This is a genomic window from Sporosarcina aquimarina (genome assembly GCF_019748715.1).
Classification (GTDB): Bacteria; Bacillota; Bacilli; order Bacillales_A; family Planococcaceae; genus Sporosarcina; species Sporosarcina newyorkensis.
In genome coordinates, this window is record NZ_JACLBZ010000029.1 from 77,889 (window position 1) to 101,550 (window position 23,662).

Here is a 23,662-nt window from a genome sequence, read left to right on the forward strand (position 1 = left end):
GGCGGGTGAGATGAATAAAGTCTGCGGCACGGAGTTCTCAGCACCATTTAAAATCTGGACGCAATTACGACAAGGTGTAATTAAGTATACTGCTCCTTAAATGCATATAACTTACTTGGTCTTCCTTTTGAAACGGCTTTCTCCTCACCGACTTGCTTTATAATTCCTGCAGTGCTTAACGCAAGAAGCGCACGTTGTGTATTGCGGTCACTCATTTTTAATTCAAACGCAAGCTCTTTTGCGGTAAAAGCAGACCATCTCTTACGTCTTATGACTTCGCGTATTCTATCAAATAATTGAATATTAATATTTTCGGCTTTCAAAAGCTCAAGCAGATAATTCTCATGGTGGACTGAAGATTCATCATATTGATCTTTTGGTAAATCGAGGACTTTTCCTTCATGATCAACCATAATGATCGTATCAGACTCTCGTTGCGTAAGTTGCAATGCTTTCCTTGCATGCATCTCAGCTTTTAGTGCAGAGTCGCCAAATCCTATACCACTTGTGATTTTCCTATTCCACGCACGCTCTAGTCGCCCAATTGTCTCTCGTAATACAGAAAATGTGTCAATGATTTCTCCGCGCGAGCTGAAAATCATGTACTGTCCTTCTCGATAGCTGATAAAGGAGCCGTTCATTTCTCGACTTAATAGTAGTAGTTCCTCATTCAATTTTAGTGTGGTGAACTGGATATCATATGACAGGTTGGTGGGATGCTCGTACAACAGATTATCAATATGTACCATACACACTCCGATTTGTGAACGTTTTAAAAATGAAATTTCTGCATGGTTATCGATGATTTCCAACGCATGCCGCGTCGCTAGTTTTGTTGTACTGATCCAATCGGCAGGGATACCTTTTTTGTGTAATGCATTCATGATATCGGGATAACATGTCAAGACGGCATCTACCTTTCCAGACTCCCATAAGCGGACATGATGTTCGTACAAAGACCAATAATCGACAGCCGCGTCAAATGCCTCCACAAAGACTTCTTTGACCGGGAGATTCAGTTGGCTAAGAGAGGCATCGACTACATTCGAGGTATTAATAATATCGATACTTAATCGCTCAATTGGTTTTCTTACTTGATTCGTTATATTAAGCAGTGCTTTGTAAAGTCCAGTTTCCAACAGAACGATGGAAAAGAATTTAGCAGAATCCAAGCCTGTCCGTGTAGCCAGTTCATAAGGAATGGGGCCAGAGAATAAAAAATAGTCAAATGCATCATATTGTGCCTTGACGATATCGATAGTTTCGATTGCTGTTTCATAAGTGAAAGAGGTAAATGCCAGTCGTGAAGGAAAATCTTCAATTACACTCTGAATCCGTTCGACAGAAACTAGCGGACCGATAATTGCCACTTTAAACATTCTATACCTCCCATAAAACCACTGTATTTATGTCAGTATATCAAAGAAACAACATGTAACGTCAAATTTCTTTAGGCAGAGTAGCCCCTCATTCTTTTAGACAAAAAAGTGTCTCTTGGCCGTAAACATCGCTAAGAGACACTCTGCATATTACTTATTCAAAAAAATAGGTGCATCCGGTCCCACTGGAATTCCTAGTAAATACCAAACGACTAACAGAATAATCCAGAAGATGCCATAGAACACCGAGTAAGGGAACAGTCCTGCAATTAATGTGCCAAGCCCAGCTTTCTTATCAAACTTCTGAGCGAATGCTAATATGAGTACTAAATATGGAAACATCGGTGTTATAGGATTCGTAATGGAGTCACCGATTCGGTACATCATTTGTGTGAATGCCGGATGATAATCCAAGTACATAAACATTGGCACAAAGATTGGAGCTAATATAGCCCATTTTGCAGAGGCACTCCCAATTAATAAATTAACCAAGGCCACAAACAAAATGAAAGAAACGAATAGTGGAATGCCTTTAAATCCAATAGAATCTAAAAAGTTTGCCCCTTTAATTGAAATAATTGCTCCCAGATTACTAGCGTTGAAATATGCAAGCATTTGGGCAGAGACGAAAACAAGAACAATGTAAGGTCCCATCGAGCTCATCGCACGACCAATTTGTTGTGCAAAATCCTTGGAGCTCTTAATCGTTTGTGCCCCAATTCCGTAGAAAATGCCTGGTACTAAGAACAAAATCATTACTAGCGGAACAACTGAAGCCATAAGTGGAGAGTCCTGAATAATAGAACCCGTTTCTGCATTTCGTAACCATCCATTGACTGGGATGACGCCGATCAATAGGATTGCAACTACAGCCACTACAGAAATATTTGCCCAGCGCAAACCTTTATTTTCAAGTGGAGTAATTGCCTCATTCTCCAACATATCTCCCTCGAATGCGCCATAACGAGGAATCGTAAATTTATAAGTGACCCATGTCCCAACAGCCAGTAGGAAGAAAGTTGATACGGCAATAAAGTAATAGTTCATTGCTGGATTCGCAACGAAAGAAGGATCTACAGTTTGTGCGCCGATTTCCGTAAATCCGGCAGCTAACGTATCGGTCATACCAATAAGTATATTTGCGGAAAACGCACCAAGCGTTGATGCGTATGCGGCAATTAATCCCACAAAAGGGTGATAGCCAAAAGACATCAGAATCGTTGCAGCAAGTGGTGGCAATACAACTTGTGTTGCATCTCCTGCGACGTTACCAATAATACCAATTAAGACGATCATCGGAATGATAATCTTTTTCGGCGTAGAAAGTACCGCTCTTCTCATTAATGTCTTAAAGTATCCACTTTCATCTGCGAGCCCGACACCAAGCATGATGACCAAAACTGCACCAAGTGGCGGGAAGTCACTAAAGTTTTTGACCATTCCTGTCAGTTGCTCTAAGATTCCATCTCTTGAGAGGAGATTCTTTGCTATAATCTCCTCTCCATCTACAGGACTAATTGCCGAAACGTTAAAGAAAGAGGATAAGGCTGAAATGACAAGAATAGCTAAAGCCATTATGGCAAATAAAACGATAGGATCTGGCAACCTGTTACCGACGACTTCAATGCGGTTTAGCATCCGATCAAAAAATGAGTTTTTAGTTTTTACCTTATCTTGTTTTTTCGACATGTCAGCACCCCTTAGTATTGGCTAGTTAAAAATAGGGCAGTTGAAACAAAATATGAGATGCCTATTTTAAGAGCCTTTTCGTTTATTTCAAAGCGAGGATGATGATGAGGATAAAAGACATCGTCTTTCTTTTTCATGGCACCTACTCCGATATAGCAACCCGGTACGACATTACTAAATGCAGAAAAGTCTTCTCCGCCCATCATCGGGGGAATCTCCTCTACCTTTGCATCCGTAAAAAATTCGGTTAGATGTTGCATCACTTTGGTCGATAAATCAATATCATTGAAGACCGGATCATAACCATATTGATAAGATAACTCAGCTGTGGCGCCATGGGCTTCTGCTATATTTGTGCTGATTTTTTCTAAATTATCTTTAATTTTCTCTCTGACGTCATTGGATAGAGTACGAACGGAACCACCAATTAACGCTTGATCGGGAATCACGTTATAAGCGTCTCCACTATGGAAACGAGTACAAGAGACCACTCCGCTTTCGAGGGGACTCAAAACTCGGGAAACGATTTGCTGAAGGTTTGAAACGATTTGAGAACCGATGGCTAGCGCATCTATTGCCCCTTCTGGCTGCGAAGCATGTCCTGACTTCCCTTTAACGGTAATATCAAAAATGTCCGATGCAGCAGACATTGGACCTTTTGTTACTTGAATTTCTCCGACAGGTACAGTGGACCATAAATGCATACCTAAGATACAATCCACACCTTCAAGCACTCCCGCCGCGACCATTTCCTGAGCTCCGCCAGGGGGTAATTCCTCTGCGTGTTGAAATATAAAAACAAATTCCCCGGTAAGCGTTTTCTTTATTTCGGAAAGAACTTTTGCTGTACCTAGCAACATAGAAGTATGCCCGTCATGACCGCAAGCGTGCATCTTCCCGTCCACTTTTGATTCAAAAGAGATACCCGTCTCCTCATGAATTGGCAACGCATCAATGTCTGCCCGCATAGCAATCGTTTTGCCATCGCCTGCTAATCCTTTTAATCTTCCCATCACACTGGTTTTAGTGGGTCTTGATACTTCTATTCCATCAAATGTATTCAGTTGTTCTTCAATAAATTTAGATGTCTCATACTCTTCAAATGATAGTTCAGGATGCTGGTGTAAATGGCGTCTCCATTCTACTACCTGCGGAAATACTTCTTCTACCATGGTTGTAATCGTTTTCTTTTGCATGTCATTGACCTCTCTAACTTAACGCAAATTTAACGACAAGGTCGTTATTTGGATATTATAGTATCTGAGAGGGGGAAATATCAATAGCTAAATTTTCTTATCTTTCAAAGAAGGGGGAATTTTCTACTTGTCAATAGATAAAAGAAAAGGCAGAAAGATTGCTATAGCAATCTTTCTGCCCGTTTCTAATAATCCAAATAAACTAGTAATATTTTTTATCGGTTACGCGGTAATATCCCGTTTCGTAAACACAGAATAGCTGATAACTAGGAAAACCACGAGATAAACGACCAAGACGGTAAGAGAAAAAGGCATGGTCATTCCTTCTACGAAAGGCTGACCCATTTCATAAACAGTCAGATCCATATGTGTGAATACAAGATACTTTACGATTTCATAATTTGAGAGCAACAATACAATCGTGTTGCCGGTGAAAAAAATGAACAGGGAAAGGCCGATTGCCATTCCGTTCGAACGAAATACACTGCCGATCATGAAAGCGAAGGTAGCGGTAATGATCACATTGGCAAAGGACAGAATAAGCAAATATAGTCCATGTCCCCACACAGGAACAGAAACGATTGCATTGCCGTCCATCTTGAGTTCTTGACCACCGCCAGAAGGGAACAGAATGTACGCACAGGCTATGGTTACAACAAAACCAATAAGCATCAGCAACATCCCAAACAGCAGAACCGTGATATATTTTGACGTCATGACTTTCCAGCGTTTTACTGGCCGTGTCAGTAACATTTTAATCGTTCCTTGTGAGAATTCAGAAGCAACGATCCCTGCCGCAACAATGACTGTCAGTAACACAACTAGACTGCCAATTCCTACAGGATTAATAATCATAGACTCCCTACTGTCTTGCGCTAAAGGCGGGACATTCTGGTCTAAGCGATATTCCAAAATTTTAGCGGTTTCTTCCGTTTGTTTTCGTTCGCTTTTCGGTAAGTCCATTTGAAGTGTTTCGTTCGTAATTTTTAATTGCTCCTGAACATTGGTTTTCCAATCAGTCGGTTCAGTCGTATTCTGACTGTTTATCCACTTCGTCAGCCCCATTAGGCCAATGACGATAGCGATAAGTAACAAAGTCATGATCCAAGTACCTTTTTTAGCCCAAAGTTTCATCCATTCATTTTGTATGAGCTTCAGCAATCTGCCCACCTCCCGTCATTTCCAAGAATTGATCTTCTAACGTTTTTCGATGTGGCTGTACGGCAAATACTTGGATTCCATTTGCGGTTAGAAGTTGAACGATTGCTGGAATTTGGCTTTTCTCTGCCTGTAACAACAGACCAACAGGCATTGTTTCGACAATGAACCCTTTGGACAAAAGTAATTCCTGTGCATCTTCAGCGGGGGACGCTTCCAGATAATAATGAGATTGCACAGGCTCTGTCATGTCTTGTATATCAACAAGCTTACCGTTTTGGATGACGGCAATCCGGTCGCACATCAATTCGATTTCAGAAAGCATATGACTGGAAACGAAAACAGAGACATTCTCAGTGGCAGCGATTTCTCGCAAATATTGTCGAAACTCTCGAATACCGGCAGGGTCGAGCCCGTTTGTCGGTTCATCTAGAATAAGAAATTCAGGTCGATGCAATAAAGCTTGTGCTAAACCGAGTCGCTGGCGCATTCCAAGAGAGTAGGTGGAGACTTTTTCGTGGATACGTTGTTCCAACCCTACTTGGCTAATGACTTCATCGATTCGTTCTTTGCTTATATCGCTTTGCATGCGCGCAAAATGCAGCAGATTTTTATAGCCAGTCATAAATTTGTACATCTCAGGATTTTCTACGATCACCCCGATTTTTGACAATCCCTCTTCAAAGTCTTCAGACAGTGGTTTTCCATCAATGAGAATTTCGCCGCTCGTTCGTTTCATCAGCCCAACCATCATACGGATGGTTGTAGTTTTTCCAGCTCCATTAGGTCCTAGAAATCCGGTGATTTGCCCGGGATATAACGATAAATTGAGGTCATCAATAATCTTCTTGTTTCCAATGACTTTGGTCAGATTCTTTAATTCTACTATTGGTTTAATAATCATCGAACCTCCTTTTTTTCTACAAGGTGTGTATGGGTACATACCGCCTTGAATAGTGAGTCGTTGTTATATATACGGCTATCAAGAGAAAAAGTTCTGTTTAATAGCAATTAAGCATGATCAAAATCTGAATTGCCATAAATTCGTATCGACAATTGGATGGATAGCCACGTTACCAATGCACTGGCCAAGAGAAACAAGAACGCAAAGGTCCATTGATTTGTAGTCAATAGCTGAGCGATATGCATCATCCACTCGTGAGTTGAAGTCATTCTTGGATTTTCCAAAATATTTTTTATTATAGTAAGTGACATCATGGCCAACACGGGAATCATGACAGTCAAAGTGGAGGCCAACACATAGCCAGCTTTAAATTGCAGTGGATAGTAAATAGAAATCAGTAGAAAAAAGCTGCCCAGTGCTATAAGCAATTCAGTTATACTCATCATGCGTGCAGGAAACGGAGCGAACGTTTCAAACAGGAAGATATATATAAGCACTGCCACAGCGGATAGAACAAACCAAATGAGCCCTGCAGCATACTTAGCTAGCACGACTTGTTTCCTCGTGACCGGCAGACTATTTATTAGGACAGACTCCTTTTCAAACGACTTGGTATTGGAAGAAATAGCTATAAAGTAAGCAACAACGGCAAGTAGGATGACATGACGGATCGGTTGACCATCTGTAAAAAAGTTTGTAAATATAATAAACCACAAAATAGTAAGGAAGTAAGTACTCACTCTTTGCGTATATAAATCTTTGCGTATCAAAAGATTCATTGGGATCCACTCCTTACTGTGTAATACATAATATCTTCGAGTGTCGGTTTTTCCATAAGCAATGCATGAAAGTGACTTAAAGAGGTTTTTACAGAATCCACCAGACATTCAAAGCCTACATCTGTTTCCCTCAACCCGATCACAGGCAATCCATTGAGCAGGCTGCGCTGGTCAGCTGTGCCTTTTACAAGCACATAGCGCTCGGTGAATTCATCCATCTCGCCTTGAAAGATGATTCGTCCATCGTGAATGAAAATAATAAAATCAGCAATCCTCTCTAAATCAGTCGTAATATGTGTTGAAAAGAAGATGGCTTTCTCTTCATCTTGAATAAGTTCTTGCATCAGATCCAGCAATTCTCGACGAACAATAGGATCTAATCCGGCTGTCGGCTCATCCATAATAATGAATTCGGGATGGTGGGCAAGTGCCATCGCGAGTGAAAACTTCATTCGCATTCCTTTTGATAAATGTTTTACGAGTTTTGTAGCAGGGAGGTGAAATTTTTTTAGATAGTAGTAAAATAATTCATCATCCCAATTTTTATAGAAAGGGGATAGAATCCGTTTGTTTTTTTCAATTGAGCTATCCTCATAATAGTAATTTTCATCGTAAACAAACCCAATTCGCTGTTTGATCTTCGCCGTATGTTCGCTATGAGACCTATCAAAAATACGGATATCGCCTTGATCTTGACGGATTAAGTCCATAATGCAGCGAATGGTAGTACTTTTTCCTGCCCCATTCGGTCCAATAAAACCAGTAATGAAACCTTTCTTAATATCAAAGTTCAGATCATTCAGCACAAAGCCATTCAACTGTTTCGTCAAGCGGCGGACTTCTACAACATTTTCCACTTTTCTCACTCCTCATATAACAATGTCAGCATATCAACCAATTCTTCTAATCCCACATCAAAAGCTCGGCTATCTTCAATGACCATTGCCAGTTGATCCTCAATTTTCTTCAAATGCTCTTCCTTCAGCAATTCATGATTTTGTGCTGCGACAAACGAACCTTTTCCCGGGAAAGTTTCAATCAGTCCATCTCTTTCCAGCTCTTCATACGCTTTTTTTGTCGTGATGACACTGACCTGCAAGTCTTTCGCGAGTTTTCGAATGGAAGGCAGTGCTTCCTTCTCCTGTAATTCTTTAAGTAGGATCTGCTCTTTAAGCTGGTTCTTAATCTGTACATAAATTGGTTGGTTCACTGTATTGGAGATGACAATATTCAATACATCACCTCATTTCTTTTCATATACTGTATATGCACAGTATATACAGATAGCTAAGTAGAGTCAAGTGTAGTTAAATAAAAAAACCTTCAAATGAGATTTTATTTGAAGGGAAGGTGCAACTATGCAAAAGCTTTCGAAGAATGATACCGTTTCGGCGTGATTGGTGACGATAGGATTAATAGTACTTAGCCTTAATTATTCGCAAGCTTATAATTAATCACGATTTAGCCTTTTTAATTAACTTCAATAGTTCAGTGAAGCGAGCATCTAGCACGGCGTATTGTGGATCCTTAGGAGTCAAATATGACAATTGTCCAAGCACGGCCTGTTTTTCAGTCTCGAGTGCAAGTAATACTTCATTCATTGTTTGTTTAGCTTGTGGTAAGTGCAGTGTGCCATTTTCAACTGTTACACTGCGAGTAGCTAGTTTTTCCCGAAAGTAGCGGTCGTGGGAAACGAAAATAAGCGTGCCTTCATAAGCCAGTAGCGCATCTTCCAATTGCTCGCGAGACGCAATGTCGAGATGATTTGTTGGTTCGTCTAATAATAAAACATTGCGTCGCTCCATGATAAACTTAGCAATTTTTAATTTAATCCGTTCGCCCATGCTTAACTCATGAATGGCTGTATGCCAGTGTGCATTAGTGAAGCCTAAAAGAATGAGTTGTGTACGGATTGTGCCTTCTTCCTCGAAGTTATCGTACGTAAAGAATTCGGCAACCGTTTGTTCAAGAGGAAGATCGAAAACTGACTGCGATAAATAGCCAATGTTTGCTGCCTCTGTTAGCCAAAGTTCTCCGCTTGTTATCGCAGATGTATATATTGCGTGTAGTAAAGTAGATTTACCGGCTCCATTTGCACCAAGTATTGCAACTTTTTCGCCACGGGTCACAACTAGGTTTACATCTTGTAAAATAGGAGAAACTGCTACGTTTTTTAATTCAATAATGCGTTTGCCTATCGTACGCTCGACGGCAAGCGAGAAATGAATGGTATGTTCCTTGCTGACTTTATCAATGTGATGTTCCTGCAATTGTTGTTCGAGTTTTTTACGTTTCGATTTCACTTGCTTATCTGCACGTTTAGCTTTGGTTCGGTAATATTCCTTCGCGCCCATTGCTTTCGGGTGGTGGGCAGCTGTGGATTCTTTATGCATAGTAGCCGACCATGTCTGGAGCTCATTTAATTGCTGCTCGATACGTGCAATGTGCTTTTGTTGTACAGTGTACGCATGCGCCTGGCTATCACGCTTCGCTTTGCGCCATGTTTCATAATGACTATAATCGCCAGTGACCACATCAATCGCGCCATCATCAATCGCCCAGATAGTCGTGGCGACTTGGTCTAAAAAGAATCGGTCATGTGATACGATTATCCATGTTTTGGAACTTGTTTGGACCAGTTCTGTAAGCTTTGCTAAGCTGTCATCGTCTAGATGATTAGTCGGCTCATCGAGTAAAAGAATCGGTGCGCGCGAAGTTAACGCCTTCGCGAGGCGGAGCTTCAATTGCTCACCTCCGCTTAACTTTTCGTAGGGAAGGGCTGGGACCTGCCAATCACTGAGGAATGCAAGTTCCTCGGATGTAAACTCCAGTTTTTCGCTTTGCGCCTCTTGTGTCATAAGCGCACTTGTTTTTATAGTGTCGTGTAGTTGGTGTAGAAGCGTAGATTTGCCGCAGCCATTAGGCCCGACAATCCCAATGGTTTCACCACGCTCGATCGTCAAGGTAGTTTCTTTGAATAAACGGTGTGTCACAGTAACTTGCATGTAGCATCTCTCCTTAATGTTTAGAAAGAAAAAATCCTTCTAAACAAGTAGTTTAGAAGGATTAGCCATGTTTAAAAATCGCACTATTATTGTGCGAGCGGCAAAATGTACAGACTAATCCTATGGTTCTTGAAAGCGAAAAAATATTCGTTTCCTTAATCTTCCATAGATTAGTTATCCATTGTCCACTCGTCACCCCGTTCATATAATTAACCTCAGTATAGTAGGTGCTTGTTGTGTTGTCAAATGGATAAACTAAGGCTTGCAGCACACACATCTAAGCAGCAAGCCTTGGTTTTCAGTTTATTGAAAATTGTGATAGAGTGTTGAGTAAAGGAGTGAACGCAAATGAGCAGGTGTACAATCGACCATTCTCAAAATGATGTCTTGCAAAAGCTGAAAGAACAACACATGTTTTTGCCGAAAGATTTATTCAAGCGTAGTGAGATTTTTTTAAGCAAGCCATTGGATCAAGGGACGTTGAATGAGGTATTTCATCTACTGAAAAAATATGATTTGGCAACAGGAGAAGAAAGAATGGAGCGTAATAAAAACTTGGAAAAACTGTATAGCTAAGTGGATGTTTCTATATTAACTTGCATCGCCTTGCAAAAGAGAGATCGCTGTTTTGAGCAGCTGAATATCTTTTAGGATAAAAGATTTTACATCGGCGGGTGCAGTTTGGTATTCATCGGTCAAAAGTTGCAGCTCTCTGTTGAAGATAAAACTTTCTTGACAATTAGTCATCATTGCAACCCTCCTTATAAGTCATTTTACCCGCCAAATCTATGAGTTAAACAGAGATAAGAGCAAATATTTCATTTAGATGACATTTTGTTTTCTGACGACCTGTAAACGTGTTGGAGACCAAGTGCGTAAAAATTGCTTGGTTCGGTTTCGTCCAATATTGAGCAATTCCTCCATTTGTTCTTCGGTCAGATCAAATTGCGTTGCACTGTAATCATCCACGGGAATAAAGACGATGTTTTTTTCGTGTTCTCGAGAAATATATTTTTCATCATGCGCATTTTTCATCGTGGAAAACAATGCTTCGAATAATTGCAATGCATTGTGAATGGGACGACCGGATGTTTCCTCTTGGCGGCGGCTTAATTTCAATCCAATCAATGGATGGCGTGTATCGTCATCAAAAATCCACATTGGAAAATTACTCAGCACGCCACCGTCTACAACTACTGCTCCCTTTGGTGCATCCAGACGGACGGGTTCAAAGAAATAGGGAATTCCGCAACTCATACGCAATGCTTTCGCAATAGAAAATTTATCGGGATCATAGCCATATTGCTCTAAGTCATCAGGCAACAGCATCATTTTTCCGTTCGTTAAATCAGATGCCACCAGTTTCAACGAGCCTTTCGGCAGATCGCCAAATGCATAGCAACCTTTTCTTGCGAGCTTGTCAAAAAACCAATCCTCTAGTGCTTTTCCTTGATAAAGACCCATTCTCCAATAAAGCGAAACCCATTTCATGAAAGGAAATGGCAGCAAGGTTTTTCGTGGATCAAGCAATGATTGAAAATCTTCTTCCGCTAACATTTTCTCTATCTCATTTGCTGTATATCCTGCAGCCAAAAAGCTTGCTAAAATTGCCCCAGCACTCGTTCCCGCCAAGTTTCTAAAACGATAGCCTTGTTTCTCCAATTCTTGAACGGCACCTACTAATGCAAATCCTTTCAATCCGCCTCCTGAAAAAACTCCATCAATTCGCATGTCGTCCCTACTTTCATTTGTAGTCTTCTTCTACTGTAGAGTCCAGACAACAGAAATAGAACCTGTTAACGGTCTATGTGTATAAAAATATGCATGAAAAATCTCTTTTAGTGAACTATAAGAAGGAATCTTTACAGTTCTGTATTGAATTCGATTATGGATTTACTGAAGGAGGTGTTAGGTATGAGTATGGTTATGCGGGTTGCATTGGCATTGGTCATTATCGGAGCTCTTAACTGGGGATTAATAGGGTTTTTCGGTTTTGATTTAGTGGCAACTATATTTGGGGGGCAAAACACAATACTTGCAAAGATTATCTATGCAATTGTAGGGCTTAGTGGATTGGCAGCGATCGCTCTTTTATTCAAGCCGGATGAAGAGATAGAAGGTGAATACAGTGAAAACCGTGAAGCATTTAGAAATGTGAACTATAACGCTGAATTCGGTGATGAACCAGACTTTACGGCAATGAGAAGAGACAATGAAAGAGACATAACAATTGAGGATGAGGATAAATAGTGAATGATTGATGGAAGACCGGTAAGAAATCGAGCAAATAAATATTAAAGAATTCGAATAGAATAACACAAGATGTCAGAAATCCTCTCTACTTAATGTGGAGGGGATTATTTTTATTCGATACTAGGTTTAAAATTATTAAAAATGTTTTAAAGAAACTAAACTTACGGATACTTTAGACGATAAACTAGTGGGGAAGTACTATATACAGACAGGGAGAATGGATTATGAAAAGGTCGATAAAGACGAAAATCATCAGCAGTTCAATTGTTTTGTTTTTCTTAGGGGCTGCAATTATGACAGCGTTCAGCAGTAATGCAGTACAAAAAAATTCTTTTGAGAACAATGTCGAGGCAAGCGAAGCAATTGTTCATGAACTAAGTCGTTCGACAGGAAAGTACATAGAGCAATTTGAAAAGGGCCTAAGCCAATTAGCAAGTTCTTCGGATTTTAGAGATTATAAAAGTGCGACAGGCGAATCGGAAGTGGATGTGCAGCAACCACTCAATCAAATTCTACTAGACTTTTTAGAAGTTCATGACAAAACCACATTCATTTATTATGCGACACCTGACAAGAATATGCTTCACGTTCCGTTCGTTGAAATGGAAGAGGGCTTTGATCCCACTAGCAGGGGCTGGTATAAAGGGGCAGCAGAAAATCCTGATTCAGTATTTTGGACAGATCCATACATAGACGCGGGAACGAATGAATTGGCCATCACTGGAGCAAAAGCAGTCGAGTTAGATGGTCAAATTGCGGGAGTAATCGGTATAACATTGGATCTGTCTACCTTTACTTCAGAGTTAGAGGAAACAGAGCTGGGCTTTCATGGCTATCCTATTATGCTAGACAAAACCGGTACAGCCATTTCACATCCCACTCTTCAAGGTGAAAGTCTTATGGAGCATCCATATATTGCTGAAATGTATGCAAAAAATAAAGAGTCGGACGTTATCCACTACGAGGTGGAAGGTAACGATCATGTGATGGTCTATTCCACACTCCCTGATTTAGGCTGGAAAATCAGTGCAGTCTATGATAAGAAGGAAATTAACCTGATGGCCAATAAGCTAAGAACATCCATGATTAGTATCACACTTATCACATTGGTCATTTTAGCCGCTTTCCTATATGCCTTAATGTCAAAAACCTTAAAGCCGGTAGATACACTGAAAGATCTCATGGCATCTGTCGCGCAAGGTGATTTAACTGTCCGTTCCAACAATCAATCGAAGGATGAATTTGGTGAACTAGGGAATTCATTCAACACAATGATAGGGCATATGGATACGATCATTACAGTTGTCAATCAATCCGCGGCAGACGTACGAATGAATTCAGAGAGTATGAGCGCGGTAGCAGAAGAAACGAGTGCTTCCAGTTCAGAAGTGGCACATGCAGTTAATGAAATTGCAAAAGGGGCGGCAAAGTCTGCAGAGGATTCGGAAGACGTTACGGTACAGGCAGACTCACTTGGCGAACAAATCAATGAAATTGCAAGCCGTTCTCGCCGAATGACGGAAATGGCGCAGCAAGCAGGTGTGATGAACACAAATGGGTCTGAACAGATGAAACAGATGCAAGGTTCATTTGCCGATTGGGAAAATGATTTAAAATCCATGTTCAGTGTGATTGGGAACTTAGGGAATAAGGTGAAAGCGATCGGCAGTGTTATGGAGACGATTACCGATATTTCTTCTCAGACCAATCTGTTGGCGTTAAATGCGAGTATTGAAGCTGCCCGTGCAGGGGAGCATGGAAAAGGTTTCGCTGTTGTGGCTGAAGAGGTGCGCAAATTAGCAGAGCAATCTGCACGCTCTACGGACGAAGTGAAAGTCACAGTTTTAGAACTACAAGAAGAGTCGCGAATGGTCACGACTCAAATGCAAGAAACTATGGATAATTTTCATCGTCAAAGCAGTGTTGTGGAAGAGACCGAAACAACATTTAAAGATATTTCACACTTGATGAGCGATATGCAAGAGTCCATTGATGATATTTATAGCCAAGTACAAAGCGTGACAACGTATAAAGAGCAAGTGGCTCAGACCATCCAAATGATGGCGGCGACTTCACAGGAAACGGCAGCAGCGTGCGAAGAAGTGAGTGCATCGACAGAAGAGCAGCTACGGGCTACTCAATCCGTCACGGACTCCGCGGTAAAATTAACAGAACTCAGTGAAGAGCTCAGTAAAGTAGTACAACAATTTAAGATCTAATCTTTTAGTAATTTATAAAAATACAACATGTTAAAAATAGTAGAAAACTAAATTAGTGGCTATCCCAAAAAGATGAAACAACTTTTTGGGATAGCCTTTTTATTTTGTTCTCCGGATAAAGCTCAAATGTCGGCCCGCTTGTTTATCTTCACGATAAGAAAAGCCGTCCGTACTTTGAAACGTACACATGCGGTCAATCGAAATATTGCCAGGAGGAATACCGGCCAATTCGCATTGCTTTTTCACCGTTAGCTGGTTGTCGATATGAAATTTATTTGTCACTTCATTGTATTCAATCCATTCGTCTGCATAGCCAAGATCGTGGAATTTTGTATAGACGTCTTCATCGACTTCAAACTTCCTCTGACTAAGCGCCGCGCCCATTTGTACATGCACATGATTGAGGTTGCACTGTTCCGTTTGCTGCAAGTGCTGGAATAGTTTCAGCGTGATTTCCTTCACGGTCCCTTGCCAACCCGAATGAATGACACCGATCAGTGGATTGTCTTCGCTATAAAAAATCACAGGAACACAATCTGCGGTCAAGCTGCATAATACAATGTTCGGTTCAAATGTATACAGCGCATCTGTGTCCGCTATGGCGGTATCTTGACGTAGCGCACCTTTACCCCGATCGTTTTCAGTCACATGATGAAAGTTTGCGCTGTGTGTTTGATTGGCAAAAACGAAATTTGCAGGACTGGACTGTAGAAAGCTGGCTAATCGCTCTCGGTTGTAGAGCACACTTTTAGCAGATTTGCATGCATGAAGTGCCATGTTGTTGCTTTCCGGACTTTCGAAATCTTTCATTGTCATGCCTGCTTGGTGTTTTTCATTCTGGATATATATTTTTGATTTCATGAAGATCCCTCCAGCCTTACTATATGCCAATTTCGTTCCTTAACCCCTGTGAAATACCCGGCTATGCACCATGCACTCTTCTACCTTGTCCCAGTTTAAATCAAATCCAATTCCTGGAGTTGTAGGCACATCAATGAGTCCGTCATTCATGGTGACTTCCGGTAAGATAATATCTTCATCCCAATAATGAGCGGAAGGAGCGGTGTCACCCGGCAGTGTGAAGCCTGGTAAGCTTGTGATCGCGATATTGTGAGCGCGTCCGACACCTGCTTCGAGCATACCACCGCACCAAAGCGGAATATTATGCTGTACACATAAGTCATGGATTTTCTTCGATTCCGTTAATCCACCCACACGTCCAATTTTTAAGTTGATGATCTTCGTACTACCGAGTTCAATCGATTTTCGTACGTCTTCCGCGGAATGAATGCTTTCATCCAGACAGATCGGTGTTTCGATATTGGCCTGCAATTGTGCATGGTCCACAATGTCGCCGTGTGCAAGGGGCTGTTCGATCATTGTCAGACCAAACTCATCAAATTTTCGCAAATGCTCAATATCCGCCAACGTATATGCACAGTTTGCGTCCGCCATTAGCTGGATATCAGGAAATTCTCCGCGAATCGCCTGCAGAATATCCAAGTCTCTTTCCGGCATCACTTTGACTTTGATACGTTTGAAGCCTCTCTCCAAATAGCCTTCTACTTTCTTCAACAATTTTGCTTCCGTTTCTTGGATTCCTACACTGACACCTACTTCGATTTGCTTTTTCGTGCCACCTAAAGCGGTAGCTAGCGACATATTCTGTTTTTTTGCATATAAGTCCCAAACAGCACCTTCAATTGCCGCCTTCGCGTTATAGTTCCCTCTGAAGTGATCAAACATCTTCGTAACATCGTCAGGATGCTGAATATCTGACTTCAAAAGTAACGGAATCAAATAATCACTCAGCATATGCCAATTCGTTTGGACCGTTTCTTCATGAAACAGCGGGGAAATCGAAGCAACTGATTCACCGAAGCCGGATTGCCCATCTGCTGATTTCACTTCCACCAAAATAAAGTCTTTGTCCTGCTCCACTCCGACACTCGTCTTGAATGGGTGAAGCAATTTCATTTTCATATACCGCAAAACAACTGTTTTAATTTCCATCATAATTTCCTCTTTTCTCTAAAATATAGACGTAGCCTTCATTGTTTTCGGGATGTTTAAGCAGATCGGTCACGATCCAGCCATTGCTCAAGCAACCTTTAAAGATTTCTCTCGTTTTTTCTCGCCAGATAATTGCTGCTGTCAAATCATGTTGTTTGAGTTCTTGGAAGTTTGCAGGCACTGGAACGATTAATTTCTGATGGTCGGTTTGCCAATTCATATGCTCTGCATGCAAGAAACCATTATCCACACTCGTTTCAACTAGTGAATGTACTTTGTCTAAATCGATAGGCGCAGAATCGGTGGGCTGTTCCCGAATATTCCACTCCACTGTAAAACGATCGGTCGGTATTCCATTGTTCATTCCATCTTCCATTTCTCCGTACGCATTTTCTGTATAATCCACTACTACGGCACGCAGTTTATGTAGATTCAGATTGGCATTGACTGTTTCAAGTGGATCGTATGTCCAAACGATACGATCATACCCTTTTTCGAGTGCCACTTTCTTTTGAGCCACTTTCAATTGTTCACCAATACCCAGTCTGCGGTAATCGGGATGAATGCCTAGACTGTGTGAATAAAGATAGATACTTTTGCCATCGAAACCGGGGAAGCTATATTGAAAACCAATTAGTCGGTCTTCATCAAATGCTCCCAAAATCAGCCCGCCGTTCTTTACGGTAGCGATCGTATGGCTGGTTGGCACGGTGTCTTCCACACTCCAAACGATGGATTCAAGAGCATGAACTTTTTGTAGATCTTCAAGCGAATCGATTGTTCGAATCGTCAGGGTTGGATTTTTCACAGGATATTCTCCTCCAATTCTTGGTCTGCCTTCATAACCAGCTCAATCAGTATTTTCGTTCCATAAACCAAAGCGTCCGTGTTAAATGTCATTTGCGGATGATGTAGTCCTGGCTTTAAATCGCAGCCTAATCCAATCATCGTAGCTGGAATATGAGGTGTTTTCCATGTGTAAAAATGAAAGTCTTCAGCTCCTTGTGAAATACAAGGGCCGGCAACGTTCTCGCGACCCAATACGGAACCAATTGCATGTTGTGCCATTCGAACGGCAACTGAGTTTTCGGTAGCTGCCGGGGAGTAGCCTATTTGTTCGCAAGCAATGTTCGTCTCTGTCAGCTTTGCGGTGCTCTCGATAATATATTGTGCCTTTGCCAGCAAAGCAACCATCGTTTCATTCGCTTCTGCACGTACATCAAGCGTGAAGCGAGCACTTTCTGGGATGGAGTTACTCGTCTCTCCGCCATGCAGTTCCGTCATTTTAATAGAGTACTTTTTATTGCCTTGCAGACGAATTTGTTTTAATGCTTGAATCAATAAACTCGCCGCTTCAATTGGGTTATTACCTTCCTCTGGCCGTGCTGCATGAGCGGGTGTCCCCGTGATGACGCCAGTCAATGTTGCAGATGAACCGTGCAAGATGACAGGGGCCGATTTGCCATAAGGTACTTCCGTGTGTGGTCTTACATGGACACCGCCTAAAAACAAGACATTTTCTAAGACACCCTCCTTCATCATCTGCAATGCTCCTTCAGCTTTTTCTTCAGCAGGCTGGAAGATGAATCGAATAGTATGTTGTAAAGTGGCTTTGCTATTCTGCAGCGCAAGCGCAGCATATAATGCCATTGTGCTATGTCCATCATGGCCGCAAGAATGATTGGCTTTTACAACGCCGTCCACTTCTTGAACCAACGCATCCATATCGGCACGAAGCGCGATAACGCTCTCTTTTTCACCGGGTATTTCTGCAATAAATCCATAGTGATCTGGATAAGTTTTGATTTGCAAGCCGGCAGCTGAAAGTTTGTCCTGTAGATAGCGAGAAGTTTTCTTCTCTTCCCAGCTAGGCTCTGCCAGTGCATGCAACTCTTGATAGGTTTGTAGAAGTTGTTCTTTATGATCTGAAATGAATTGAATTGGGTTGTTCATTGAGTTATCCTCCATTCTATTCTGAAAATAATTGTTGTTCAGCATATAAATGCTCTAGCTGTTGTTGGCGTTTGGCAATGTGTTCGCAGTCACGTATTCGCATACCTGCAAGAAGCATATCCAATAGACTGATGATCGAGGCAATGGAATGAGCATCTGTCACCTCATTTTCCGAACTCGTAAATGTCATATCCGCTAGTTGACCGATAGGGGATAGTGTTCGGTCTGTAATGCCGATTATCTTTGCTCCTTGCTCTTTCGCAATCGTTGCGGCTTGCACGGTATCTTGACGGTAGCGGGGAAATGAGAAAATTACAGCCGCTGAATTTGTAGTCAAGTCACAAATGTCTTCCGTCATAAATCCAGTAGGACTGGATATTACAACATTGCCTCGCATTTGTTTCAGTGCGTAATATAACCAGTAGGCTGCAGCATATGAACTGCCGAAACCGCCAATATATATTCGATCTGAATGAATAAGCGTCTCTGCCATTGCCCAAACGTCATCCACTTTTATCTGCTCGGCCAGGTTCTGTAAAATGGCTTGCTCTCTTAGAATTACTTGACGAATGAGTTGATTGTCGTTTGTTTGTCCATCTTTTGAAGGCAATACTTCGGAAATGTCTTGTTTAGGTAAAAGCCAATCTTTTCGAAGGGCTTGTTGTAATTCAGAATAACCGCTAAATCCTAATGCATAAGCCAAGCGAATAACTGTCGTTTCACTGACGCCCACTTGCTTTCCGATCTGGAAAGCAGTTAACAATGCAGCTTCTTGGGGTCGCTCTATATAGAAGGCAGCTACTTTCTGTTGACCGGGTGATAAAGAAGAGTAATGTACTTTTATTGTTTCCTGCAATGTTCTCATAAGTCACCTACAATCGCATGAAGTTTATCCTTCCTCTATTAAAACACATTGCATGTAAAACTTCAAAAGTCTGTGAATAAAGTTTCTAAGTACATTGACTTTTCAAACCAATTAACTGAGAATAGAAAAAGAACATCTAAGACAGTTACCTGAAGGGGGAATTTTTATGAAGCGATTTTTGTATGCAATGAGCGTAATCTTAGGGTTATTTATTTTAAGCGCTTGTTCGAGTGATAATGAAAAAGAGGCGGATGCTTCAAAAGGGAATGGGAGCTCAAAAGAAGGCGGTACGGTGGTCTATGCAAGAGGTGCCGACTCTGTAGGATTAGATCCGATCAATATTACAGACGGAGAATCCATTCGAGTGACTCACGCTATTTTTGAAACTTTATTTGAGTATGATAAAGACTTGCAATTACAGCCTAAATTGGCTGAATCCTATAAAACGAGTGAAGATGGCTTAACATGGACACTTGCACTTAAAAAGGGTGTAACTTTCCATGACGGCACTGATTTTAACGCCGATGCTGTCGTGTTTAATTTTGAACGTTGGATGGATACCGAAAACGAATATCATATCGGAGATTTCCCGTACTATCCATTCTTGTATGGTGGATTTAAAGGAGACGAAGAACATAAAATCGACTATGTGAAGGCTGTGGATGAACATACGGTAGAAATCAAGTTGAAGGAAAAGGTCGCTCCATTTATCAGCTATTTGGCAATCCCGATGTTTGGTATTGCAAGCCCGACAGCTATAGAACAGTACAACGAACGATTTTATGAAAATCCGGTAGGTACGGGACCATTCCAGTTTGATAGCTGGACACGCAATGACAAAATTGTCGTCAAAGCGAATGAGAATTATTATGTGGAAAATCAGCCGCTGCTGGATCAGATTATCTTTACAGTTGTTCCGGACAACTCGGCCCGTTTGAATGTTTTGCTGAGCGGAGAAGCAGATTTCATTGATGGGATGAATCCGGAAGACGCAAAAACCGTGGAAAAAGACGGAAAATTAAAACTCGTCAAACGACCAAGTTTCAATGAAGGCTTTATAGTGATGAATACGCAGAAAGCACCATTTGACGATGTCAAAGTGAGACAAGCGATCAATATGGCGATTGACAAGAAGGCACTTGTTGATGGGTTCTACAGTGGATTTGCAGATGTTGCAAAAAGTCCGGTGCCACCTGCTTTATGGGGGTATAACGATGAAATAGAGGATTATAAATTTGACGTAAAGGCAGCGAAAGCATTGCTTGCAGAAGCTGGCTATCCTGAAGGGTTCGAGACAGAAATCTGGGCGATGAGCAACCCTCGTCCATACCTCCCACAACCAATGAAAACAGCTGAAGCAATCCAAGCCAATTTGGAGGAAATTGGTATCAAAGCAAAAATTGTCACTTATGAGTGGGCAACATATTTGGAAAAGACGGGTGACGGACAGCATCCAATGGCTTTATATGGATGGACTGGTGTTATGGCAGACCCAGACAACTTCCTCTACCCAAATCTGAGCAATACGAATATGGAAACCCCTGCGAACAATTTAGCGTTCTATGATAATGAAGAGTTCCAAGAATTAATTGAACAGGCACGTGTCACATTCGACCAAGATGAACGGATCGAATTGTATAAGAAAGCACAGGAACGATTCCACTTAGACGCTCCTTGGGTTCCATTGGCGCATACTACACCGCCGATCGCATTTGCTGATTATGTTAAAGGATTTGAGCCGCATCCAATGGAAAACGATAATTATGCTGTAATGTATTTAGACAAATAAGAAGAAGTCGGCAAGAGATGACAGTCCAATCTCTTGCCGGCTTTTTTATTGAATAACACTTCGTACTATAAATAAAGACAACTAGAAAAGACTTCCAAGTATCAAAGACCTAAGGCTAACCAATTGGTCAATATTTGGGGAATAACCGGGAAATTCCTTTTAAACTACTATGTAAGAAGTTTTCATTTTAAATTTCAGAAAAACACAATATAGACCGCCATGCAAGGGTTTAGGGCTCCTCACGTACTAATAAAATAAAAAACTTCAACATATTCATTTGATTTCTTAATTAATTGAGAGTATAGTGTACAACTGCTATGCAAACTATGTTAATTGGGGGAACCATGAAGAAAATTTCAAATGTCTTTTACATTACAATAGGGTTGATCATCTTGGCTGTTGGCTATGGTGTAATTGATCCAGAACATTTTGAGCAGATCACAAACTCCGGCAAAGCATTTGTAGCATCATCGTTTGGTTGGTATTACATGTTGCTCATGACTGCACTCTTGTTACTCAGTATTTTTATGATATTCAGCCCTTATGGAAAGATTCGTTTAGGAAAAGATTCGGATCGACCGCAATTCTCTACAATTACATGGATTGCAATGCTTTTCTCTGCAGGCATGGGAATTGGTTTGGTTTTCTACGGTGCTGCAGAACCTATATCCCACTACGCTGTTCCGGCTACTGAAGATCCTTTCACAGCTGCCGCATTTAAAGAATCGATGCGAAAAACATTTTTACATTATGGTCTTCACATCTGGGCATTGTATGGAATGGTAGCATTGGCTTTAGCATATTCTCAGTTTCGAAAAGGTGAACCTGGTTTAATTTCAGCAACACTGAAGCCGATTTTTGGAGCGAAGATGAAAGGTCCTTGGGGGACAGTAATTGATGTTCTTGCTGTTTTTGCAACAGCTTTTGGCGTAGCAACCTCCCTCGGCTTTGGCGCAGTTCAAATTAATGCAGGTTTGAATTATTTATTCGGATTCTCGATCGGTATACAGTCTCAATTTATCATTGTAACTGTCGTGACGTTTTTGTTTATCGGCTCCGCGTGGTCAGGGTTAAATAAAGGAATACGATATCTATCCAACACGAATTTGATATTAGCTGTCGCGCTTTTAGGGTTTATTTTAATCTTAGGACCGACATTGTTGATCTTGAATATGTTCACAGATTCAGTTGGGGGCTATTTTACTCATCTCATCGAAATGAGTATGGGAACAGCTCCGTTGAATGGAGAAAATCGAGGGTGGCTTGACGGTTGGACAATTTTCTACTGGGCTTGGTGGATTTCTTGGTCTCCATTCGTCAGTATGTTCATTGCGCGTGTCTCAAAAGGACGCACAATCCGTGAGTTTATGGCGGGTGTGCTACTCGTTCCATCATTCTTCGGTTTTATCTGGTTTGCTGCGTTCGGTTCGACAGCTGTAGATATACAGAATTCAGGCGCAGTGGACTTGGCATCTTTAGATATTGAGATAGTTGTGTTTGAAATGTTTAACGAGCTACCATTGTCGTTCTTGATCTCGTTATTCGCCATTCTTCTTGTGACATCTTTCTTCATCACATCAGCAGATTCTGCTACATATGTGCTCGGAATGCAGTCAACGTATGGCTCATTGACGCCGCCGAATTCTGTGAAGGTCATTTGGGGAATCATTCAATCTGCAATTGCATTGATCTTACTTTCAGTAGGTGGTCTCGCTGCTTTGCAAAATACAATCATTATAGCGGCCTTGCCGTTCTCGTTCATCGTCGTGCTGATGATTTACTCCTTATTCAAATCCTTGAATCAGGAATTGTACAAAATGAAATAATGGAAGGAACATGTGGATGGTCACATGTTCCTTTTTGAATTGATTTTGACGGTTCCTAGGCTACATGATACGATCAATTCAATATTTTAGGATCGGAGGACAAGAGATGAACATCGAAGGAAAACTCAAAGAACTAGGAATTGAATTACCACCAGCTTCACGGCCTATGGCGAACTATCAGATGACTGCCCGTCTGGGAAGTGCACTTTACACATCAGGTGCCGGTTATATGCGTGAAGGAAAAGCAATGATTACAGGAAAACTGGGCGATGATGTTTCAATGGAGCAAGGCTATCAGGCAGCCCGAGAAACGGCTCTTCAGTTAATGAGCAATCTGCGGGCCGAGCTTGGTTCATTGGATAAAATCAAAAGCTTTGTGAAGATCTTAGGCTTTGTTAATTCGACTGATGATTTTATTCGGCAGCCGGAAGTGATCAACGGAGCATCAGATGTTATTGTCGAAGTGTTTGGCGACAAAGGAGAGCATGCTCGCTCAGCGATCGGCGTCAATACGCTTCCGTTTGATATTCCTGTCGAAATTGAGCTTATTGTGGAAGTGGAAGAAGAATAATCGAGCCAGCCTATAATGAGGCTGGTTTTTTGTTTTTAAAGCAATTGGAAGTCGAGGATGGTA

General features: G+C 41.4%; 22 protein-coding genes. 6 read left to right on the forward strand and 16 right to left on the reverse strand.

Annotated elements, in window-relative coordinates; translation table 11 throughout:
* Positions 1-80: 80 nt before the first annotated feature.
* The 9 genes from H7J92_RS13635 to abc-f all read right to left on the reverse strand — a co-directional run bounded on the left by H7J92_RS13635 (position 81) and on the right by abc-f (position 10,110).
* Positions 81-1,379, reverse strand: a complete 1,299-nt coding sequence (locus tag H7J92_RS13635; protein ID WP_078818732.1) for a hypothetical protein — start codon at positions 1,377-1,379, stop codon at positions 81-83.
* Positions 1,380-1,529: 150 nt separating this feature from the next.
* The gene (locus tag H7J92_RS13640) at positions 1,530-3,068 is read right to left on the reverse strand and encodes an AbgT family transporter (protein WP_078818731.1); all 1,539 of its coding nucleotides are present in this window, start codon (positions 3,066-3,068) and stop codon (positions 1,530-1,532) included.
* A gap of 11 nt (positions 3,069-3,079) precedes the next feature.
* Positions 3,080-4,264, reverse strand: coding sequence for a M20 metallopeptidase family protein (locus H7J92_RS13645; RefSeq protein WP_221837457.1), 1,185 nt, complete (start codon positions 4,262-4,264; stop codon positions 3,080-3,082).
* A 222-nt stretch (positions 4,265-4,486) separates the two neighbouring features.
* A complete protein-coding gene (locus H7J92_RS13650; RefSeq protein ID WP_221837459.1) occupies positions 4,487-5,425 on the reverse strand; it encodes an ABC transporter permease in 939 nt (312 codons plus the stop codon).
* The gene (locus H7J92_RS13655) at positions 5,403-6,326 is read right to left on the reverse strand and encodes an ABC transporter ATP-binding protein (RefSeq protein WP_078818728.1); all 924 of its coding nucleotides are present in this window, start codon (positions 6,324-6,326) and stop codon (positions 5,403-5,405) included. The genes H7J92_RS13650 and H7J92_RS13655 overlap by 23 nt, the downstream gene beginning before the upstream one ends.
* 107 nt (positions 6,327-6,433) lie before the next feature.
* Positions 6,434-7,105, reverse strand: coding sequence for an ABC-2 transporter permease (locus tag H7J92_RS13660; RefSeq protein ID WP_221837462.1), 672 nt, complete (start codon positions 7,103-7,105; stop codon positions 6,434-6,436).
* Positions 7,102-7,962 carry an ABC transporter ATP-binding protein gene (locus tag H7J92_RS13665; RefSeq protein WP_221837464.1) on the reverse strand — a complete coding sequence of 287 codons (861 nt, stop codon included), beginning with the start codon at positions 7,960-7,962 and terminating at the stop codon, positions 7,102-7,104. The genes H7J92_RS13660 and H7J92_RS13665 overlap by 4 nt, the downstream gene beginning before the upstream one ends.
* 5 nt (positions 7,963-7,967) lie before the next feature.
* Positions 7,968-8,339 carry a GntR family transcriptional regulator gene (locus tag H7J92_RS13670; protein WP_221837467.1) on the reverse strand — a complete coding sequence of 124 codons (372 nt, stop codon included), beginning with the start codon at positions 8,337-8,339 and terminating at the stop codon, positions 7,968-7,970.
* A gap of 220 nt (positions 8,340-8,559) precedes the next feature.
* Positions 8,560-10,110, reverse strand: a complete 1,551-nt coding sequence (gene abc-f, locus H7J92_RS13675) for a ribosomal protection-like ABC-F family protein (RefSeq protein ID WP_221837470.1) — start codon at positions 10,108-10,110, stop codon at positions 8,560-8,562.
* A 348-nt stretch (positions 10,111-10,458) separates the two neighbouring features.
* On the opposite strand from abc-f, the gene H7J92_RS13680 reads away from it, so the two are divergent.
* Positions 10,459-10,686, forward strand: a complete 228-nt coding sequence (locus H7J92_RS13680; protein WP_009499264.1) for a hypothetical protein — start codon at positions 10,459-10,461, stop codon at positions 10,684-10,686.
* Between the two features lie 15 nt (positions 10,687-10,701).
* Here the strand turns inward: H7J92_RS13680 and H7J92_RS13685 are convergent, their stop codons facing one another.
* Positions 10,702-10,857 (reverse strand): hypothetical protein, encoded by a 156-nt coding sequence (locus H7J92_RS13685; RefSeq protein ID WP_171805953.1) that lies wholly within the window; start codon positions 10,855-10,857, stop codon positions 10,702-10,704.
* A gap of 75 nt (positions 10,858-10,932) precedes the next feature.
* Positions 10,933-11,841 carry a patatin-like phospholipase family protein gene (locus tag H7J92_RS13690; protein ID WP_221837473.1) on the reverse strand — a complete coding sequence of 303 codons (909 nt, stop codon included), beginning with the start codon at positions 11,839-11,841 and terminating at the stop codon, positions 10,933-10,935.
* A 183-nt stretch (positions 11,842-12,024) separates the two neighbouring features.
* Here H7J92_RS13690 and H7J92_RS13695 point away from each other — a divergent pair, with 183 nt between their 5' ends.
* Together H7J92_RS13695 and H7J92_RS13700 are read left to right on the forward strand one after the other, a co-directional pair.
* Positions 12,025-12,360: a DUF378 domain-containing protein gene (locus tag H7J92_RS13695; RefSeq protein WP_246602965.1), complete on the forward strand. Its 336-nt coding sequence runs from the start codon at positions 12,025-12,027 to the stop codon at positions 12,358-12,360.
* 227 nt (positions 12,361-12,587) lie between these two features.
* The gene (locus tag H7J92_RS13700; RefSeq protein WP_009499260.1) at positions 12,588-14,582 is read left to right on the forward strand and encodes a methyl-accepting chemotaxis protein; all 1,995 of its coding nucleotides are present in this window, start codon (positions 12,588-12,590) and stop codon (positions 14,580-14,582) included.
* Positions 14,583-14,681: 99 nt separating this feature from the next.
* Here H7J92_RS13700 and H7J92_RS13705 read toward each other — a convergent pair whose 3' ends face one another.
* Genes H7J92_RS13705 through H7J92_RS13725 form a run of 5 tightly spaced genes read right to left on the reverse strand, consistent with a single transcriptional unit; the run spans position 14,682 to position 19,413 of the window.
* Positions 14,682-15,443, reverse strand: coding sequence for a purine nucleoside phosphorylase YfiH/LACC1 family protein (locus H7J92_RS13705; RefSeq protein ID WP_009499259.1), 762 nt, complete (start codon positions 15,441-15,443; stop codon positions 14,682-14,684).
* 39 nt (positions 15,444-15,482) lie between these two features.
* Positions 15,483-16,595, reverse strand: a complete 1,113-nt coding sequence (gene menC, locus H7J92_RS13710) for an o-succinylbenzoate synthase (protein ID WP_078818723.1) — start codon at positions 16,593-16,595, stop codon at positions 15,483-15,485.
* Entirely contained in the window at positions 16,585-17,403 is an 819-nt protein-coding gene (locus tag H7J92_RS13715) for a GNAT family N-acetyltransferase (protein WP_009499257.1), read from the reverse strand. Before H7J92_RS13715 ends, menC begins: the two co-directional genes overlap by 11 nt.
* Complete coding sequence (locus tag H7J92_RS13720; RefSeq protein ID WP_040759995.1) at positions 17,400-18,548, reverse strand: amidohydrolase; 1,149 nt, start codon at positions 18,546-18,548, stop codon at positions 17,400-17,402. The genes H7J92_RS13715 and H7J92_RS13720 overlap by 4 nt, the downstream gene beginning before the upstream one ends.
* Positions 18,549-18,564: 16 nt before the next feature.
* Positions 18,565-19,413, reverse strand: a complete 849-nt coding sequence (locus tag H7J92_RS13725) for a MurR/RpiR family transcriptional regulator (RefSeq protein ID WP_009499255.1) — start codon at positions 19,411-19,413, stop codon at positions 18,565-18,567.
* Between the two features lie 166 nt (positions 19,414-19,579).
* On the opposite strand from H7J92_RS13725, the gene H7J92_RS13730 reads away from it, so the two are divergent.
* From H7J92_RS13730 to H7J92_RS13740, 3 genes are all read left to right on the forward strand, one after another.
* Entirely contained in the window at positions 19,580-21,202 is a 1,623-nt protein-coding gene (locus H7J92_RS13730) for an ABC transporter substrate-binding protein (RefSeq protein WP_221837479.1), read from the forward strand.
* 344 nt (positions 21,203-21,546) lie between these two features.
* Positions 21,547-23,028 (forward strand): BCCT family transporter, encoded by a 1,482-nt coding sequence (locus H7J92_RS13735; RefSeq protein ID WP_040759993.1) that lies wholly within the window; start codon positions 21,547-21,549, stop codon positions 23,026-23,028.
* 106 nt (positions 23,029-23,134) lie between these two features.
* Positions 23,135-23,599 (forward strand): RidA family protein, encoded by a 465-nt coding sequence (locus tag H7J92_RS13740; protein ID WP_040759991.1) that lies wholly within the window; start codon positions 23,135-23,137, stop codon positions 23,597-23,599.
* Positions 23,600-23,662: the final 63 nt, after the last annotated feature.

What these genes read in the sequence shown, in the direction of transcription:
- H7J92_RS13685 (WP_171805953.1), bottom strand. Translation starts at nt 10,857, where the DNA reads ATGACTAATTGTCAAGAAAGTTTTATCTTCAACAGAGAGCTGCAACTT.
- H7J92_RS13725 (WP_009499255.1), bottom strand. Translation starts at nt 19,413, where the DNA reads ATGAGAACATTGCAGGAAACAATAAAAGTACATTACTCTTCTTTATCA.
- H7J92_RS13660 (WP_221837462.1), bottom strand. Translation starts at nt 7,105, where the DNA reads ATGAATCTTTTGATACGCAAAGATTTATATACGCAAAGAGTGAGTACT.
- H7J92_RS13655 (WP_078818728.1), bottom strand. Translation starts at nt 6,326, where the DNA reads ATGATTATTAAACCAATAGTAGAATTAAAGAATCTGACCAAAGTCATT.
- H7J92_RS13735 (WP_040759993.1), top strand. Translation starts at nt 21,547, where the DNA reads ATGAAGAAAATTTCAAATGTCTTTTACATTACAATAGGGTTGATCATC.
- H7J92_RS13680 (WP_009499264.1), top strand. Translation starts at nt 10,459, where the DNA reads ATGAGCAGGTGTACAATCGACCATTCTCAAAATGATGTCTTGCAAAAG.
- menC (WP_078818723.1), bottom strand. Translation starts at nt 16,595, where the DNA reads ATGGAAATTAAAACAGTTGTTTTGCGGTATATGAAAATGAAATTGCTT.
- H7J92_RS13695 (WP_246602965.1), top strand. Translation starts at nt 12,025, where the DNA reads ATGAGTATGGTTATGCGGGTTGCATTGGCATTGGTCATTATCGGAGCT.
- abc-f (WP_221837470.1), bottom strand. Translation starts at nt 10,110, where the DNA reads ATGCAAGTTACTGTGACACACCGTTTATTCAAAGAAACTACCTTGACG.
- H7J92_RS13640 (WP_078818731.1), bottom strand. Translation starts at nt 3,068, where the DNA reads ATGTCGAAAAAACAAGATAAGGTAAAAACTAAAAACTCATTTTTTGAT.
- H7J92_RS13740 (WP_040759991.1), top strand. Translation starts at nt 23,135, where the DNA reads ATGAACATCGAAGGAAAACTCAAAGAACTAGGAATTGAATTACCACCA.
- H7J92_RS13705 (WP_009499259.1), bottom strand. Translation starts at nt 15,443, where the DNA reads ATGAAATCAAAAATATATATCCAGAATGAAAAACACCAAGCAGGCATG.
- H7J92_RS13690 (WP_221837473.1), bottom strand. Translation starts at nt 11,841, where the DNA reads ATGCGAATTGATGGAGTTTTTTCAGGAGGCGGATTGAAAGGATTTGCA.
- H7J92_RS13635 (WP_078818732.1), bottom strand. Translation starts at nt 1,379, where the DNA reads ATGTTTAAAGTGGCAATTATCGGTCCGCTAGTTTCTGTCGAACGGATT.
- H7J92_RS13720 (WP_040759995.1), bottom strand. Translation starts at nt 18,548, where the DNA reads ATGAACAACCCAATTCAATTCATTTCAGATCATAAAGAACAACTTCTA.
- H7J92_RS13645 (WP_221837457.1), bottom strand. Translation starts at nt 4,264, where the DNA reads ATGCAAAAGAAAACGATTACAACCATGGTAGAAGAAGTATTTCCGCAG.
- H7J92_RS13700 (WP_009499260.1), top strand. Translation starts at nt 12,588, where the DNA reads ATGAAAAGGTCGATAAAGACGAAAATCATCAGCAGTTCAATTGTTTTG.
- H7J92_RS13730 (WP_221837479.1), top strand. Translation starts at nt 19,580, where the DNA reads ATGAAGCGATTTTTGTATGCAATGAGCGTAATCTTAGGGTTATTTATT.